The following is a 16,053-nucleotide window of genomic DNA, read 5'->3' as shown; positions in this document are numbered from 1 at the left end:
GGCTCCCTCAGACCTCGTACGGCTGGACGACGATGAAGTTGCCGGGGGCGCCCCGGAACTGGAGGTTCACGGTCTCGCCGCTGTGGCCCGGATAGGCGTTGCGGCGGAGCCGGACCTGGCTGGACAGGACCACCTGGGCGGCGGCCGACCACGCCACGACGGCGTTGCAGTCGGCGAACGTGGTGGGGGTGACCGGCAGGACGACCGGGACGCCCTGGGTCTTCACCACGACGGTGCCGGTGCCCTGGAACACCATCGTGAACAGGGCGCCGCCCGGGATGCCGTGGCCCTCGATGCGGCGGACCTCGTGGTGCAGCGACTCGTCGAACGCGAGGACGTTCTCGGCGGAGACGCAGATGGCGTCGCCCTGGAGCTCGATCGGGTGCAGATGGGCGTTGCTCTCGGCGAGGAACACCTGTCCCCGGCCCGTGCAGCGCATGAGCTGCATCTCCTGGCCGGTGGCGTTGCCGACGACGCGGCCGGCGAACCCGGCGCCCTTGTAGCCGAAGTCGACCTTGCCCTGGTACATGACCATGCTGCCCTGGCGGGCGAGCACGGGGGTCTGGCCCATGGCCAGGTCGACCCGTATGAGCTGCGCGTTCTGCGCGGTCCAGCGCTGGCCGGTGGGCGTCTCGCGGTACTTCTGGAGCGCGGCGGCGAGGCCGGGCGCCTGCGGGGCGCCCTGCGGCATGCCCGGGTGGGCGCCGGGCGGCGGGGCCTGGTGGGCGCCGGGCGGCATGCCCATGGGCGGCTGGCCGTACGGGGCGCTCTGCCCGTACGGGGCGGGGGCTCCGTGCGGGGCGGGGGCTCCGTGCGGGGGCGTCTGGCCGGGCGCGTGCCCGTGGGGCCCCGGCTGGTGCTGCGGCGGGACGCCGTACGGGGCCGGGGGCGGGGTGGGCGCCTGCGGGGCCGGGGGCGGGGTGGGCAGGGGGCCCACCATGGTGGGCTGGGCGTGCAGCGGGTGCTGCGGCTGGGCCGGCGCGGGGGCGGGAGCCGCCGCCGGGGCCGGAGCGGGGGCAGCGAAGCCCGGCGCCGGGTGCGGCTGCGCCGGGGCGGGGCCGCCGGGCGGGGGCGCGAAACCCGGCGCGGCGAAACCGGGCGCCGGCTGCGGGGCCTGCGGCGGAGCCGGGGGCTCCTCCTCCAGGACCTCACCGCCGAAGTTCTTCAGCAGCGCCTCCAGCCCGCCGTCGAAGCCCTGCCCGACGGCGGCGAAGCGCCAGCCGTCCTTGCGGTAGAAGTCGCCGAGCATGACCGCGCGCTCGGTGCTGAACTCGGCGCCGCCGAACGCGTAGCGCGCGACCTCCTCACCGCCCGCGACGATCCGGATGTATCCCGGACCGACCTGGGACATCTGCCCGGCACCGTCGATCGTCGCCGTGAAGGACAGCTTGTGGATCGAGTCGGGGACGCGGTCGAGCGTGACGCGGAACGACTCGGTGTCGCCGGCCTGCGCCCCCAGGAGCTGGATGGACTCCTCGGGCGACTTCGGCTGGTTGAAGAAGACGAAGTACCGGTCGTCGGAGAGGCGCTCGTCGGCGTCGAGGCCGAAGCAGCTGATGTCGAAGGTCAGCCCCGGGCCCCCGATCTGCACGCCGACGTACAGATCGGTCCCGGCGGTCAGGTCACTGATCCGGGCCTTGTGGCCCCGTTGGAATTCCCTGGACATGCGTGACGACCGTCCCCCATCCCGATTGATGTGCGTCGCGCCAGGCTAACCGCTGGCTCGGACACCGGACACGCCGGCAACCGACTCGGTACGGACTCGGTACAGGCCCGGTGATCGTCAGCCGGGCTCCGGCGCGCCGGCCGGCGGGTGCGGCAGGCGGGCGGCGGCGGCCACGCCCTCCAGGTAGCCCCGCGCCCGCTCCGTGCGGGGGTAGGCATCCAACAGCCGCCAGAAGTCCGGCCCGTGACCGGGCACCAGCAGATGCGCGAGCTCGTGCAGCAGCACGTAGTCGACGACGTACTCGGGCATCCCCTGCAGCCGGTGCGACAGGCGGATGCTCCCCTCGGCGGGGGTGCAGGAACCCCAGCGCGTGTTCTGGTTGGTGACCCAGCGCACAGAGGCGGGGCGTGCCCGGCCGCCCATGTACTGGCCGGAGAGCCGCTCGGCCCGCTCCACCAGCTCGGCGTCGCCCGGCCTGCGCCGCCGCTCCTGCGCGGCGAGCTTGTCGAGCATGACCCGGATCCAGCGCCGTTCCTCCGCCTCCGACATCCGGGCGGGGATCATGACGATGGTGCGGTCGCCCTCCCGGTACGCCGAGACGGTCCGTCGGCGCCTGGAGCTGCGGCGCACTTCGACGGCCGGGGTGCGCCGGGCGCCGGAGGGGGCGGTGGTCGGGCTGTGTTCGGTGGTCGGGCCGGTCTCGGTGGTCGGGCTGCTCTGCGGTTCGGCGGGCACGCGTCGACCGTACCCGCGCGACCCGTACAGCGTCCCCTTGCCGCAGCCCGCCGCGCACCGCCCGTCCACAGGCCGAACCATTCGTACGACGAGACGACCGGGGGTGTGGACGGGGCGCGGCACGGGTGGGGCGTCGGCTCGCATGCTGACTCGTGACGGATGACGGCGAGGGGCATGGAGGTGGGCCGGGATGGGGTTCGACGGGGGGACGGGCGTGCGTCCGATGGTGAGGCCGGCGCTGCGGCGTGCCTGGCGGGACCTCCACCATGTGCAGTTCGGGGTCGCGCCCGCGCACGCGGTGGTGGTGGGGCCGCTGGACATGGCGACGGGGAGTCTGCTGGCGCTGCTCGACGGGACGCGCGACCTGCCGCGACTACGGGAGGAGGCCCGTGGACTGGGCCTGCCGGACGACTGGCTGGAGGGACTGCTGGGACGGCTGGCGCGGGCCGGCCTGCTGGAGGAGACCGGGGGTGGCGGGGGCACCGACGGGAGAGCCGGGGCGACCGGAGCGGGTGGGGCGGGGACGGGCGGACCGGATGCGGGCGGGCCTGGCGGGAGCGGGTGGCGCACCCGAGGGGGGCGGGCACCGGCCCACTCGGATGGGGGTGACGGGGACGAGCGCGGCTCCCGTTCGGCCCGCGCGGGCTCCGCGACGGGTGTGTCCGGTCCGGGGGCGGGGGTGCCGGACCGGCTGCGGCCCGATCTGGGGTCGCTGTCGGTGGTGCACCGCGGGCCGGGCGAGCCCCTGCGGCGGCTGGCCGCGCGGAGCGCCATGCGGGTGCAGGTGCGGGGCGCGGGCCGGGTGGGTGCGACCGTGGCGGCGCTGCTGTCCGCGGCGGGCGTGGGCCGGGTGGACGTCCTGGACGGGGGCCGGGTCGAGCCGTGGGACGCGGCGCCGGGCGGGCTGCCGCCCGAGTCGGTCGGCGAGCGGCGGGACGCGGCGGCCGGGCGGCTGGTGGCGAGGGCGTCGCCGGGCAGGGCCTGGACGCGCGCCGGGCGGGGGGCCTGGGCGGCCGGTCCGGTCGGCGGGCCGGAGCCGGGGCTGTCACTGGTCGTCGTCGCTCCGCGGGACGGTCTCGCGGCGTACGCACCGGATCCGGTGACGGCCGGGACCTGGGTGGAGACGGGCACACCGCATCTGTTCGCGGGTGTCCTGGAGGCCACGGGCGTGGTGGGACCGCTGGTGGTGCCCGGCGAGACCGCGTGTGCGCGGTGCGCGGAACTGGAGCGGGTGGACGCCGACCCGGCGTGGCCGCGGCTGCTGGCCCAGTGGCGTTCGGGCGGCCGGAGCGGCCGGGTGCCGGCGGGCGACGTGGGGCTGGCGGCGGTGGTGGCGGGTCTGACCGCGGCGCACGCGCTGGCGTTCCTCGACGGGGGCGCCCCGGCGAGTGCGGGCGCCCGCTGGGAGGTGTCGTCGCCGCTGCTGGAGTGGCGTTCGTGGCGGCTGCGCCCGCACGGCGCGTGCCCGTGCGGGGCGGCGGGACGCAGGCGGGAGAGGGGGTCCGGGGAGCCGGAGTGGTGGGAACGGGAGCGGGCCTCGGACGCCGGCGACCGGCAGGACACAATGGCGGGGTAACCGCCGTCAGCGGGGCGCGTGTCAGGCAACGCGGCACGGCAGTCTGGGTTTTGGAGGGGCGTATGTCTGATCTTCCCCGGAAGGCGGTCACCCGTACCGCCAAGTTGGCCGCGCTGCCCCTGGGGTTCGCGGGCCGGGCCACGTGGGGGCTCGGCAAGCGGATCGGGGGCAAGTCGGCCGAGATCGTGGCGCGGGAGCTTCAGCAGCGCACGGCGGACCAGCTCTTCAAGGTCCTGGGCGAGCTGAAGGGAGGGGCGATGAAGCTCGGGCAGGCCCTGTCCGTCTTCGAGTCGGCGCTCCCGGAGGAGGTCGCCGGGCCCTACCGGGCGGCGCTGACGAAGCTCCAGGAGGCGGCGCCTCCGATGCCCGCGCGCACGGTCCACGGGGTGCTCGCCGAGCGCCTGGGCGAGGAGTGGCGGGACCTGTTCCTGGAGTTCGACGACAAGCCCGCGGCGGCTGCGTCGATCGGCCAGGTGCACCGGGCGGTGTGGCAGGACGGGCGCCGGGTCGCGGTGAAGGTGCAGTACCCCGGGGCGGGCGAGGCCCTGCTGTCGGATCTCACGCAGCTCAGCCGCTTCGCCCGGCTGCTGGGTCCGCTGGTGCCGGGCATGGACATCAAGCCGCTGATCGCCGAGATGCGCGACCGGGTCTCGGAGGAGCTGGACTACGAGCTGGAGGCGCGCGCGCAGCGGGCGCACGCGGCCGAGTTCGCCGACGACCCGGACGTGGTGGTCCCCGGTGTGGTGTTCCAGTCGGACCAGGTGCTGGTGACGGAATGGATCGACGGGGTGCCCCTGTCGGAGGTGATAGCCGGCGGGACGCCGGAGGAGCGGGACCGGGCGGGGCAGTTGCTGGCGCGGTTCCTGTTCTCGGGACCGGCGCGCACGGGGCTGCTGCACGCCGACCCGCATCCGGGGAACTTCCGCCTGCTGCCGGGTGAGGACGGCGGCCGGCCCAGGCTGGGCGTGCTGGACTTCGGCACGGTGGACCGGCTGCCGGGCGGGCTGCCGGAGACGATCGGCGTCTGCCTGCGGATGGCTCTGGAGGGAGAGGCGGAGACGGTCTACGAGCTGCTGTGCGACGAGGGGTTCGTGAAGGAGTCGATCGACCTCGACCCCGACGCGGTGCTGGACTACCTGCTGCCGATCATCGAGCCGGCCGGGGTGGACGCGTTCCCGTTCGGCCGCGAGTGGATCCGCGCGCAGGCCGCGCGGATCGCGGACCCCCGCTCCCCCGCGCACCAGTTGGGCAAGCAGATGAACCTGCCGCCCGCGTATCTGCTGATCCACCGGGTGACGTTGAGCACGATCGGCGTCCTGTGCCAGCTGAACGCGACGGTCCGGCTCCGCGACGAGCTGGAGGAGTGGCTGCCGGGCTTCCTCCCGGAGGACCAGTCGAAGCAGCCCGCCTGACCCACCGGCCCGCTCGGCCGGCCCGTTCCGCGCGCCCGTTCGGACGACCGTTCCGGCCGCGCCCGCTCACGGCCACCCGCCCGTTCTTGACCGTCCCGCCGGTTCGTTCCCGACCCGGCCTGGTGGCCGGATCCGAGGACCGGCCTGGTGGCCGGGCCTCGGGGCGACCGCCCGCAACGGCCCGAGCCGGGTGGGTAAGCCGGACGGGCGGGACGGGGCGGCGGCCCGGGGCACCCGGTCCGTATCCGTGGCGCCCGGTCGGCGGGGGTGCCCCGCCGGGGGACCGGTTCCCGCACGCGGCGCGGGGGCCGGTCCGGTGGACCGGCCCCCGCGGGGACGACAGGTGCGTGTGGGCGCCGTGGCCGGCTACTGCATGACCGCCATGGCCAGCGCACGGCGGGCGCGCAGTGACGCGCGCTCCGCGCGGCGCTGCATCCGGCGGGCGGCGATCAGGCGCGTGCCCTGGCGTTGCTCGTCGGCTTGCCTCAGGCGCTCGCGCATATGTGCGCGGGCCAGGGCTTCTGGGATGAGTTGCATCTCTCGGTTCCTGTTCTGGCGCGCGGCGTGCGCGCCGAGGGTGGTGACGTCTGGGGTGGCGGAGCCCATGGGCTCGCTCGCGGAAGAGGTCATCGGGGCCTGCTTCTGGGGGTCGTGCGTGAGGGGGCGGTCGATGGTTCCGGCGACGGTGTTCATGCCGTGACCGGGTTCTTGCGCGGGCGGCCACGCGGCCGCTTCCGGGCGACGACCACGCCCTGGACGAACAGCTCACCGCCCCAGACACCCCACGGCTCACGCCGCTCCTTGGCCCCGGCGAGGCAGGCGGCCATCAGCGGGCAGGTGCGGCAGAGGGACTTGGCGTACTCCACGTCCGCCGGGGACTCCGCGAAGAAGACCTCCGGGTCGTAGGTGCGGCACGGGACGGGCACGCCGAGGTTCTCGATGGCGTCGTCGAGTGCGGTGAGCGCGGTGAGGGCGGTCACGTCGTGGTCCTCCGTGAGGCCGGGCGGGGGGAGCGTCTGGGAAGGCGGTACGGACGGGGCGTGCGCTTCGAGTTGCACGGTGGTGGTTTTCCTCGTCTGGTCGGTCCGGCTGGTCGGCCGGTGGGCTGGTACCGGGTTCTGCTGGTCCCGAGGCGCCTTCGGCCGCTTCACCCGTTCGGGCAAAACAGAAGGGCCGCGGATCCCTGATGGGGTTCCGCGGCCCTGAAGGCGCCGGCCTGATCCTGGATCAGGCTGGATCACTCCAGGGTTCGAGCCCACGGAAGGCCCACATCGTGTGGTGCTGCGTCTGCTTCGTCTTCTCGGCACCGGTCGCCGCAAGGGCATAGGCCGGGGCCTGCGCCGCTGCTACTCCTGCTTCCAGTGCCTTGGTCGGTCGCTCATTGCCCTCGAAGCCCTCGACGACGGGGAGAGCCAGCGGGGACGACGGCAGGCGGAAGGCCCGGAAGCCGGACAGACCGCTGCCGAGGAACGCCGAACCGGAAAGGCCGAGCGCGCAGGCGGAGACGACCGAGCGATCGGTCATTTTGGCGGTGCTGACGAAGCTGGTCTTGATGCTGATCACTGGAATCGCCTCCTCTCGGCGTCTCGGGGGGACCGGCCGGAACCGGGCCCGCGGGTATTCGGATAAGTACAGCACGACGACAGGGCTTCAAGGAAGCCGCTGTTCGCGTGGTTAAGAACCTATGGGGCTTCGTGGGGCAGGCGCAAACTATTTTTCCGACGAGTTGTGATCAGTCTTCGCCGTCCTCGTCCACCCCTTCCCCACCTGCGCAGATGGCCAGCACTTCGGCTCCGAAGCGGTTGAGCTTGCGGATGCCGACGCCGGGGATCGCGGCCAGTTCGGCGTCGGTGGACGGGACGGTCTCGGCGATGGCGATGAGGGTCTTCTCGGTGAAGACGCAGTAGTCGGGCTGCCCGATCCGGCGGGCCCGGGCGGCACGCCAGTCGAGGAGCCGCGCGTACAGCCCCTCGTCCATCTCCGACGGGCAGTCCTCGCAGCGCATCAGCTTCATCTCGCCCGCGACCGTGAGCGTCGTCCCGCACACGCGGCAGCGGACCGGGCCCCGGGCGCGCCGGGCGCGGGCCGGCCCCGCCGCCCCGCGCTCGGCGCCGCCGGCCGCGCGGACGGTGCGCGGGGCGGGGGACCCGCTGCCGGGGCGCAGCCCCTTCAGGAAGCGGGACGGCTCGCGGTGGGGCCGGCCACCGGGCGAGCGGGAGAGCGACCACGACAGGCTCAGATGGCTGCGGGCGCGGGTCACGCCGACGTAGAGCAGCCGTCGCTCCTCCTCCACCTGCTCGTCGGTGCGGGCGTAGGTGATGGGCAGCATGCCCTCGGTGAGGCCGACGAGGAAGACGGCGTCCCATTCGAGGCCCTTCGCCGCGTGGAGGGAGGCGAGGGTGACGCCCTGGACGGTCGGGGCGTGCTGGGCGGCGGCCCGCTCGTCGAGCTCGGTCACCAGGTCGGCGAGGGTGGCCTGCGGGCGGGCGCGGGCGAGGTCCTCGGCCAGGCGGACCAGCGCGGCCAGCGACTCCCAGCGGTCCCGTACGGCGCCGGAACCGGCGGGGGGCTCGGTCGTCCAGCCCTTGGTGGAGAGCACGGCGCGGACCTGGGACGGCAGGTCGACGACGTCGTCCAGGAGCGAGTCGTTCCCGCCGAACCGGGCGGCGCTGCGCAGGGCGGCGCCCGCCTCCCGCACCTCCTGGCGCTCGAAGAACCGCTCGGCGCCGCGGAGCTGGTAGGGGACGCCCGCGTCGGCGAGGGCCTGCTCGTAGATCTCGGACTGGGCGTTCACCCGGTACAGCACGGCGATCTCGCCCGCCGGGACGCCGGAGGCGACGAGGTCGCGGATGCGTCGGGCGGTGCCCTCCGCCTCGGTGGGTTCGTCGCCGTACTCGGTGTAGACGGGCTCGGGTCCGGGGCCGCGCTGGGAGACCAGTTCCAGCCGGTGGTCGGCGGCGCGGCCGCTCGCCTGGGCGAGGAGACCGTTGGCGAGGTGGACGACCTGGGGGGTGGAGCGGTAGTCGCGGACCAGCTTGACGACCGTGGCGTGCGGATGGCGGGTGCGGAAGTCCAGCAGGTAGTCGGGGGTGGCGCCGGTGAAGGAGTAGATCGTCTGGCTGGCGTCGCCGACGACGCAGAGGCTGTCGCGGTCGCCGAGCCACAGGTCGAGCAGGCGCTGCTGGAGCGGGGAGACGTCCTGGTACTCGTCCACGACGAAGTGCTGGTACTGGCGGCGGACCTGCTCGGCGATGTCGTGCCGGTCCTGGAGGACGCCGACCGTGAGCAGCAGCACGTCCTCGAAGTCGAGGACGTCGCGCTCCCGCTTCAGCTGCTCGTACATGGCGTAGACCTGGCAGGTCTCCGCGGGGTCGCGGGGGGCGTCGCGCTGGGCCTTGGCGACGGCCGCCGGGTAGTCGGCGGGGACGGTCTGGGTGACCTTGGCCCACTCGATCTCGGACGTGACGTCCCTCAGCTCGGTGCGGTCCAGCCGGATCCGGCAGCGGGTGGCGGCGTCGGCGACGAGCTGGGCCTTGCGGTCGATGAGCCGCGGCAGGTCGCCGCCGACGGCTTTCGGCCAGAAGTACTGGAGCTGCCGGAGGGCCGCGGAGTGGAACGTGCGGGCCTGGACGCCGCCCGCGCCGAGCTGCCGCAGCCGGCCGCGCATCTCGCCCGCGGCGCGGTTGGTGAACGTGACGGCCAGCACGCTGGCGGGCTGGAGGATCCCGGCGCGCACCCCGTAGGCGATGCGGTGGGTGATCGCCCTCGTCTTGCCCGTGCCGGCGCCCGCCAGGACGCACACCGGGCCGTGCAGGGCCGTCGCCACCTCGCGCTGCTCCGGGTCGAGCCCGTCGAGCACCGCGTCGGCCGAGTCGGGGACCTGCGGGAAGAGGGTGGAGTGGGTCGCTGGTGTCACCCTGCCATGCTGCCAGGTCCCCGGAACGGCCCGTGCCCGTCGTCCACAGGGGTGGGACGCCGGTCATACCGGAGCCGGGCGGGGAATGCCGGTGAGGTGGGCGTATGTTCTCCGGATGCGTTCGGGCACTCCAGCCACACTCCAGTCATCCGAGGAGCGGAAGAGACGATGCAGGGCACTGTGACGATGTACAGCACGACCTGGTGCGGGTACTGCCGGCGGCTCAAGAGCCAGATGGACCGCGAGGGCATCGCGTACAACGAGATCAACATCGAGCAGGACCCGGAGTCCGCCGCCTTCGTGGAGAAGGTCAACAACGGCAACCAGACCGTGCCGACCGTGCTGATCACGCCGCACGGCGGCGGTGAGGACGTCGTCATGACCAACCCGAGCCTGATGCAGGTGCGGCAGGCCCTCGCCGGCTGATCCGGCGGCACCTCGGCGCGAGCGCCCCCGTCCGGTGGCCCGGCGGGGGCGCTTTGCTGTGCCGCCGCCCCGAGCGCGGGCCGGGGCGGGGATCACCGCACGGGGGGCGCGAGCGGCCGAGGGGGCCGGCGCGCCGGGAGCGCCCGGAGAGGCGGGACGACCTGAGGGGCGGGGGCGGGCGGAGGGACGGGGCGACCGGAGGGGCAAGGCGGTCTACGGCCTGGGCAGCGGCCTGCCGTACCAGGTCTCGATCAGATGGGTGGCGATGGAGATCCCGTACGGCGGGAGGACCTCGCCGGACGCGAAGGCGGCAGCCAGCTCGTCGCGGGAGAACCAGCGGGCCTCCTCGATCTCGTCCCCGTCGACGTCGATGTCGGACGAGGTGGCGCGGGCCGTGAACCCGAGCATGAGGCTGGACGGGAACGGCCACGGCTGGCTGGCGACGTACCGCACCTCGCCGACCGTGACGCCGGCCTCCTCGTACGCCTCGCGGACGACGGCCTGCTCGATGGACTCGCCCGGCTCGACGAACCCGGCCAGGGTGGAGAAGCGGCCCTCCGGCCAGTGCACCTGCCGGCCGAGCAGCGCCCGGTCCTGCTCGTCGGTGACCAGCATGATCACCGCCGGGTCGGTGCGCGGGTAGTGCTCGGCGCCGCACGCCTGGCAGCGGCGGACGTGCCCGGCCGCCGCGATGACCGTGCGCTCGCCGCAGCGGGAGCAGAAGCGGTGGAGGCGCTGCCAGTTCTCCAGGGCGACCGCGTGGACCATGAGGGCCGCGTCGCGCGCGTCCAGCAGCAGGCCGGCCTCCCGCAGCCCGGCGGGGCGGGCGGACTGGTCCATGCGGCCGGGCAGCGAGTCCTTCTGGAGCGCGAAGTAGCTGACGCCGTCGTCGTCGGTGCCCAGGAAGTACCGGTGGGTCTCGGTCAGCGGCGCTTCGAAGGACGGCGTCATGACGAGCTCGGTCCGCCCGTCCGGGGTGTCGTCGACCAGCACCTGGCCACCGGACACGACGAACACGCGCGTGGTGGGGTGGCTCCACGCCGCCGCGAGCCACGCCTCGTCGAGGCGGTGGTGGGCGGCGCGGTCGATACCGCTCGGGGCGGTGAAGCCGATCGGGCGGGGACCGGCCTCGTTGCTGATGGTGCTCACTGGTGCTTCCAACTCCCCCGGATGTCTGGGTGTCTGTTCGGCGTCGTGGTCAGCGGAGCGCGTCGGCGAGCCCGCCCCACAGGTGGGCGGACGCCTCCACGCCTTTCAGCAGCAGGTCCAGCTCCACCTTCTCGTTCGGCGCGTGCCAGCCGTCGGACGGTACGGAGATGCCGAGGAACAGCACCGGAGCCGCCAGCACGTCCTGGAGGTCTGCGGCGGGGCCCGAGCCGCCCTCGCGCGTGTAGCGGATCGCGGCGCCGTCGAAGGCGAGGCTCATGGCGCGTGTGACGGCGCGGAGCGCGGGGTGGTCCAGCGGGGTGAGGCAGGGCCGCGTGGCCGCGCCGAAGCTGATGGCGTGGCGGACGCCGTCGGGGACCCGGGCGGCGACCCAGTCGCGCACCGACCGCTCGATCCGGTCGGGATCCTGCCCGGCGACGAGCCGGAACGACAGCTTCAGCCGCGCGGACGACGGGACGATCGTCTTGCCGCCGGGGCCCTGGTAGCCGCCGCCGATGCCGTTGACCTCCGCGGTGGGACGGGCCCAGACGCGCTCCAGGGTGGAGTAGCCGGCCTCGCCGAGCGTGCCGTGGGAGCGGGCGGTGGCGAGCCAGGCGGCCTCGTCGAAGGGCAGCTCCGCGATGAGCGCCCGCTCGGCCTCCGTGAGCTCGGCCACGCCGTCGTAGAAGCCGGGGACGGTGACGCGCTCGTGCTCGTCGTGGAGGGCGGCGACCAGGCGGGCGGCGACGGTCGCCGGGTTGGGCACGGCGCCGCCGAAGGACCCGGAGTGGATGTCCTGGTCGGGACCGTACAGCTCGATCTCGCAGTCGGCGAGGCCGCGCATGCCGGTGCAGACCGTGGGCGTCGTCTCGGACCACATGCCGGTGTCGGAGACGACCACGGCGTCGGCGGCGAGGCGGTCGCGCCTCGCCTCGACCAAGGCGCGGAAGTGGGGGGACCCGGACTCCTCCTCCCCCTCGACGAGCAGCTTCAGGTTGACGGCCGGGGTGGTGCGGCCGGTCAGCTCCAGGTGGGCGCGGACGCCGAGGGTGTGGAAGAACACCTGGCCCTTGTCGTCGGCGGCCCCGCGCGCGTAGAGCCGGCCGTCCCGGACCACGGGCTCGAACGGGTCGGTGTGCCAGCCGTCCTCGCGCGCCGCGGGCTGCACGTCGTGGTGGCCGTAGACGAGGACCGTCGGGGCGCCGGGGTCGGCGGAGGGCCACTCCGCGTACACGGCGGGGGCGCCGTCCGTCTCCCAGACCTCCACGACCGGGAAACCGGTGCCGGTGAGGCGCGCGGCGAGCCATTCGGCGCTGCGCCGCACGTCGGAGGCGTGCTCGGGCCGGGCCGAGACGGAGGGGATGCGCAGCCACTCGGCGAGGTCGTCGAGGAAGGCGGCGCGGTGCTGCTCGATGTACTTCCGTACGGTGCGGACGGCGCTGTCCGGGGTGTCGCTCATGCTTCCGAGCCTATCCGGCGCCGGGGGGCGGGCCGTCGGCCGTCTCACCGAGCAGGAGCCGCTCGATCTCCTCGCGGCCGGGCAGCGCCTCGGGGCGCACGACCTCGCCGGTGCGGACGTAGACGAACGAGGCGGTGACGGCGTCGAGGGGCAGGCCGTGCAGCTCCGCCCAGGCGAGCCGGTACACCGCGAGCTGGAGCGGGTCGCCGGTGCGGTGGCGGTTGGTCTTCCAGTCGACGATCTCGTACGCGCCCGTGCCGGGGTCGCGGTAGACGGCGTCGATGCGGCCGCGCACCACCCGCCCGGCGAGGGTGATCTGGAACGGTGCCTCGACGCGGTACGGGGTGCGGTGGGCGTACGGGGTGTCCTCGAACGCCTCCTTGAGCGCGGCCAGGTCCCGCTCGTCGGCGATCTCCGGCTCGTCGGCGTACACGTCGCCGCCGGGCAGCTCGTCGGGGCCCAGCATGGGCAGCGGCACCTCCTCGAACCGGGACTCGACCCAGGCGTGGAAGCGCGTCCCGCGCCGGGCGGCCGGCTGCGGCGGGCGCGGCATGGGGCGGGCCAGCTCCGCCGCGAAGCCGTCCGGATCGGCGGCGAGGCGCAGCAGCTGGGAGGCGGAGAGCGAGGCGGGCAGCGGCACCTCGCGCGTGGTGGCGCGGGCGCGCAGCAGCTCGCCGGTGAGCGCGTCGAGGTCGCGGTCCCAGGAGGCGACCGTGCGGGCCTCCTCGGGGGTGAGCGGGGCCGGGGCGCCGGTGCTGGGTGCCGCAGCGGATCGCGCGGCCGGGCCTCGGGCGCGGGTCGGCGCGTCGGCGGGGGCGCTCGCGGGGGCGTCGGCGGGGGCTTCGCGCTGGTGGGGGAAGGCGGGCGGGTGGGGGGCGGCCGTCGGGCGCGGGCCCGCGTGGGCGGCCGGCGGCCGGGACGGCTCCTCGCCGTCCGCGTCGGCAGCGGGACCGGTGGGGGGCTCGACCGGCGGAGGGTCCTGGGCGCCGGGGACGTCGGGGAACGGGTCGGTGAAGGCGGGGAACGGGTCGGTGAAGGCGTCGGTGGAAGGGTCCTCCTCGGGCGGTGCGTCGTCGGGCCAGGAGGCGTCGTCGGGCCAGGGGGCGTCGTCGGGCCACAGCAGGTCGCCCGGGTCGGCCGTGGCCTGCCCGGCGGGCGGGGTCTGGCCGGCCGGCTCGTCCGGTTCCGCGGGCGGGTGCTCCAGATAGGCCAGGACCGTGTCGGCGGCCGCGCGGCGGCGGGCGAGCGAGTCGGGGTCCAGCGGCAGCGGCCACACCTGGTCGCGGACGGCCTCGCTGAGCGCCGGGTTCTCGGCGTCCTCGTCGGGCTCGTCCGCCCACGCCTCGATCTCGCCGTGCCCGGCGGCGCAGTGGTCGTACAGCGCGTGCAGGAAGTCGGACGGGCCGCGGCGGCGCTTCTGCGTGGGCCCCCACCAGTGGCCGGAGCCGAGCAGCACCGAGCGGGGGCGGGTGAACGTCACGTACCCGAGGCGCAGCTCCTCGGTGTGCTGGTGGTCGCGCATGGCCTCCTTGAAGGCCTTCAGCGACCCGGCGTCCCAGCCGTCGATGCCGGGCAGGGTGTCGGCGTCGCCGCGCAGGGCGTGCGGCAGCACCTGCGGCTGGGACGTCCACGCCTCACGGGACCTGCTGCTGGGGAACTGGCCGGTGACCAGGCCGGGCACGGCGACCACGTCCCACTCCAGGCCCTTGGACTTGTGCGCGGTGAGCACCTTGACGGTGTTCTCTCCGCCGGGGAGCGCGTTGTCCAGGCCCTTCTCGTACTGCGCCGCCGTCCGCAGGAACCCGAGGAACGCCAGGAGCGTCGCCTCGCCGTCGAGGGAGGCGAAACGGGCGGCGACGTCCAGGAAGTTCGACAGGGTCTCGCGGCGGCGGGCGGCCAGGGCGTGCGGAGAGGCGGAGAGCTCCACCTCCAGGCCGGTGGTGGCCAGCACGCGGTGCAGGACGTCCATCAGCGGGTCGGCGAGCGAGCGCCGCAGGTCGCGCAGCTCGGCGGCGAGGCGCGCGAAGCGGACGCGGGCCTCCGCCGAGAAGGGCAGCCCGTCGTCGTGCCCGCCGTTGTCCAGGAACGTGTCCAGCGCGTCCGCCAGGGAGACCACCTCGGCCGGGTCGACGCCCTCCACGGCCGCGGCCAGGCGCTCGTCCGCGTCGGCCGCCTCGTCGGCGGCACGGTGCACCAGCAGGCGGGCGCGGCGGCCCAGCAGGGCCAGGTCGCGGGCGCCGATCCGCCATCGGGGGCCGGTCAGCAGCCGGACCAGGGAGGCGTTGGCGCCCGGGTCCTGGAGGACCTCGCAGACGGCCACCAGGTCGGCGACCTCCGGGAGGTGCAGCAGCCCGGAGAGGCCGACCACCTCGACCGGCACGTCGCGCGCGACGAGGGCGGCCTGGATCTGCGGGAAGTCGGTCGCCGTGCGGCACAGGACCGCGATCTCGCCGGGCTCCTTGCCCGTGCGGACCAGGTGGGCGATGGAGTCCGCGAGCCAGGCGGTCTCCTCCGCCTGCGTGGCCAGCAGCGCGATCCGCACGACGCCGTCGCGTTCGGCTCCAGGGGCGGGCCGCAGCGCCTCCACCCCCGCGTGCATGGCCCGCAGCGGCTCGGCGAGGCCGTTGGCGAGCTGGAGGAGCCGCCCGCCGCTGCGCCGGTTCTCGCTGAGCGCGTACCGGGAGGCGGGGCGCCCGTCCTCGTAAGGGAAGTGCTCGGGGAAGTCGTCCAGATTGGCCACGGACGCGCCGCGCCAGCCGTAGATGGCCTGGCAGGGGTCGCCGACGGCGGTCACCGGGTGGCCCGTGCCGCCGCCGAAGAGGCCCGACAGGAGCCGCCGCTGCGCGACGGACGTGTCCTGGTACTCGTCGAGGAGGACGACGCGGAACTCGTCGCGCAGCTGCGCGCCGACCTGGGGGCGGGTGAGGGCCAGCTCGGCGGAGAGGCCGATCTGGTCGCCGAAGTCCAGCAGGTCCCGCTCCCGCTTGGCGGCGCGGTAGCGGACGACCAGGTCGAGCAGTTCGCGGCGGGCGGCGGAGGCCTCGGGGACCTTGCGGAGGTCGGCGTTGCCGAGGCGGGCCGAGGCGAGGGCGGTGAGCAGCGCGGAGTCGTACGACCGCAGGTCCTCGGGGCGGACCAGGTGCTCGGACAGCTCCGCGTCGAGGGCGAGGAGGTCGCTGACGAGCGTGGGGAACGACCGCGTGAGCGCCGGGTACGGGCCGGGCGCCTCGCGCAGGACGCGGGCGGCCAGCTGGAAGCGCGTGGCGTCGGCGAGGAGGCGGGCGGTGGGCTCCAGGCCGATGCGCAGGCCGTGATCGGTGAGGAGCTGCCCGGCGAAGGCGTGGTAGGTCGAGATGCGGGGCTCGCCAGGCGGGTCGTCCGGGCCCGCCGCGTCCGGATCGGTGACGCCCGCGCGGACCAGGGCCGAGCGGACCCGCTCGGCCAGCTCACCGGCGGCCTTGTTGGTGAACGTCAGGCCGAGGACCTGCTCGGGGGCGACCTGGCCGGTGCCGACCAGCCACACCACGCGGGCGGCCATCACCGTCGTCTTCCCCGACCCGGCTCCGGCCACGATGACCTGCGGGGCGGGCGGCGCGGTGATGCAGGCCGTCTGCTCCGGGGTGAACGGGATGCCGAGCAGCTCCTTGAGCTGCTCGGGGTCGGTGATGCGTGAGGTCACCCATGCAGGCTAGCCGGGGGCGCGGACAGTCCGGGCCG

At 75.0% G+C, this 16,053-nt stretch carries 12 protein-coding genes; 3 read left to right on the top strand and 9 right to left on the bottom strand.

The genetic code is table 11. The features are described 5' to 3' along the window. Positions 1–7: 7 nt before the first annotated feature. Positions 8–1,666 carry a TerD family protein gene (locus tag CP974_RS20595; RefSeq protein WP_150485842.1) on the bottom strand — a complete coding sequence of 553 codons (1,659 nt, stop codon included), beginning with the start codon at positions 1,664–1,666 and terminating at the stop codon, positions 8–10. 117 nt (positions 1,667–1,783) lie between these two features. Further along, positions 1,784–2,296 (bottom strand): M48 metallopeptidase family protein, encoded by a 513-nt coding sequence (locus tag CP974_RS20590; protein ID WP_085921258.1) that lies wholly within the window; start codon positions 2,294–2,296, stop codon positions 1,784–1,786. Positions 2,297–2,624: 328 nt separating this feature from the next. On the opposite strand from CP974_RS20590, the gene CP974_RS20580 reads away from it, so the two are divergent. Together CP974_RS20580 and CP974_RS20575 are read left to right on the top strand one after the other, a co-directional pair. Continuing rightward, a complete protein-coding gene (locus tag CP974_RS20580; protein ID WP_373276707.1) occupies positions 2,625–3,977 on the top strand; it encodes a TOMM precursor leader peptide-binding protein in 1,353 nt (450 codons plus the stop codon). A 62-nt stretch (positions 3,978–4,039) separates the two neighbouring features. After that, positions 4,040–5,389, top strand: coding sequence for an ABC1 kinase family protein (locus tag CP974_RS20575; RefSeq protein WP_031133622.1), 1,350 nt, complete (start codon positions 4,040–4,042; stop codon positions 5,387–5,389). Between the two features lie 366 nt (positions 5,390–5,755). Here CP974_RS20575 and CP974_RS20570 read toward each other — a convergent pair whose 3' ends face one another. From CP974_RS20570 to CP974_RS20555, 4 genes are all read right to left on the bottom strand, one after another. After that, positions 5,756–6,082 (bottom strand): putative WhiB-interacting protein, encoded by a 327-nt coding sequence (locus tag CP974_RS20570; protein WP_031133620.1) that lies wholly within the window; start codon positions 6,080–6,082, stop codon positions 5,756–5,758. Beyond that, entirely contained in the window at positions 6,079–6,447 is a 369-nt protein-coding gene (locus tag CP974_RS20565) for a WhiB family transcriptional regulator (RefSeq protein ID WP_031133619.1), read from the bottom strand. Before CP974_RS20565 ends, CP974_RS20570 begins: the two co-directional genes overlap by 4 nt. 169 nt (positions 6,448–6,616) lie before the next feature. Next, complete coding sequence (locus CP974_RS20560) at positions 6,617–6,952, bottom strand: hypothetical protein (protein ID WP_031133617.1); 336 nt, start codon at positions 6,950–6,952, stop codon at positions 6,617–6,619. 169 nt (positions 6,953–7,121) lie between these two features. Then, positions 7,122–9,305, bottom strand: a complete 2,184-nt coding sequence (locus CP974_RS20555; RefSeq protein ID WP_031133616.1) for an ATP-dependent DNA helicase UvrD2 — start codon at positions 9,303–9,305, stop codon at positions 7,122–7,124. Between the two features lie 168 nt (positions 9,306–9,473). Here CP974_RS20555 and CP974_RS20550 point away from each other — a divergent pair, with 168 nt between their 5' ends. Then, positions 9,474–9,731 (top strand): mycoredoxin, encoded by a 258-nt coding sequence (locus CP974_RS20550; RefSeq protein WP_031133614.1) that lies wholly within the window; start codon positions 9,474–9,476, stop codon positions 9,729–9,731. Positions 9,732–9,944: 213 nt separating this feature from the next. Here CP974_RS20550 and nudC read toward each other — a convergent pair whose 3' ends face one another. From nudC to CP974_RS20535, 3 genes are read right to left on the bottom strand one after another with little or no spacing between them, the layout of a single operon-like run. Next, positions 9,945–10,880 carry an NAD(+) diphosphatase gene (gene nudC, locus CP974_RS20545; protein WP_031133612.1) on the bottom strand — a complete coding sequence of 312 codons (936 nt, stop codon included), beginning with the start codon at positions 10,878–10,880 and terminating at the stop codon, positions 9,945–9,947. Positions 10,881–10,929: 49 nt separating this feature from the next. Then, positions 10,930–12,336, bottom strand: coding sequence for a dipeptidase (locus CP974_RS20540; protein WP_031133610.1), 1,407 nt, complete (start codon positions 12,334–12,336; stop codon positions 10,930–10,932). Between the two features lie 10 nt (positions 12,337–12,346). Beyond that, on the bottom strand, positions 12,347–16,015 hold the full coding sequence (locus tag CP974_RS20535; RefSeq protein ID WP_150485841.1) for an ATP-dependent DNA helicase: 3,669 nt from the start codon (positions 16,013–16,015) through the stop codon (positions 12,347–12,349). Between the last annotated feature and the right edge of the window lie 38 nt (positions 16,016–16,053).

This window comes from Streptomyces fradiae ATCC 10745 = DSM 40063, assembly GCF_008704425.1.
Lineage (GTDB): Bacteria > Actinomycetota > Actinomycetes > Streptomycetales > Streptomycetaceae > Streptomyces > Streptomyces fradiae.
This window is presented reverse-complemented; position numbering and strand designations above follow the sequence as displayed.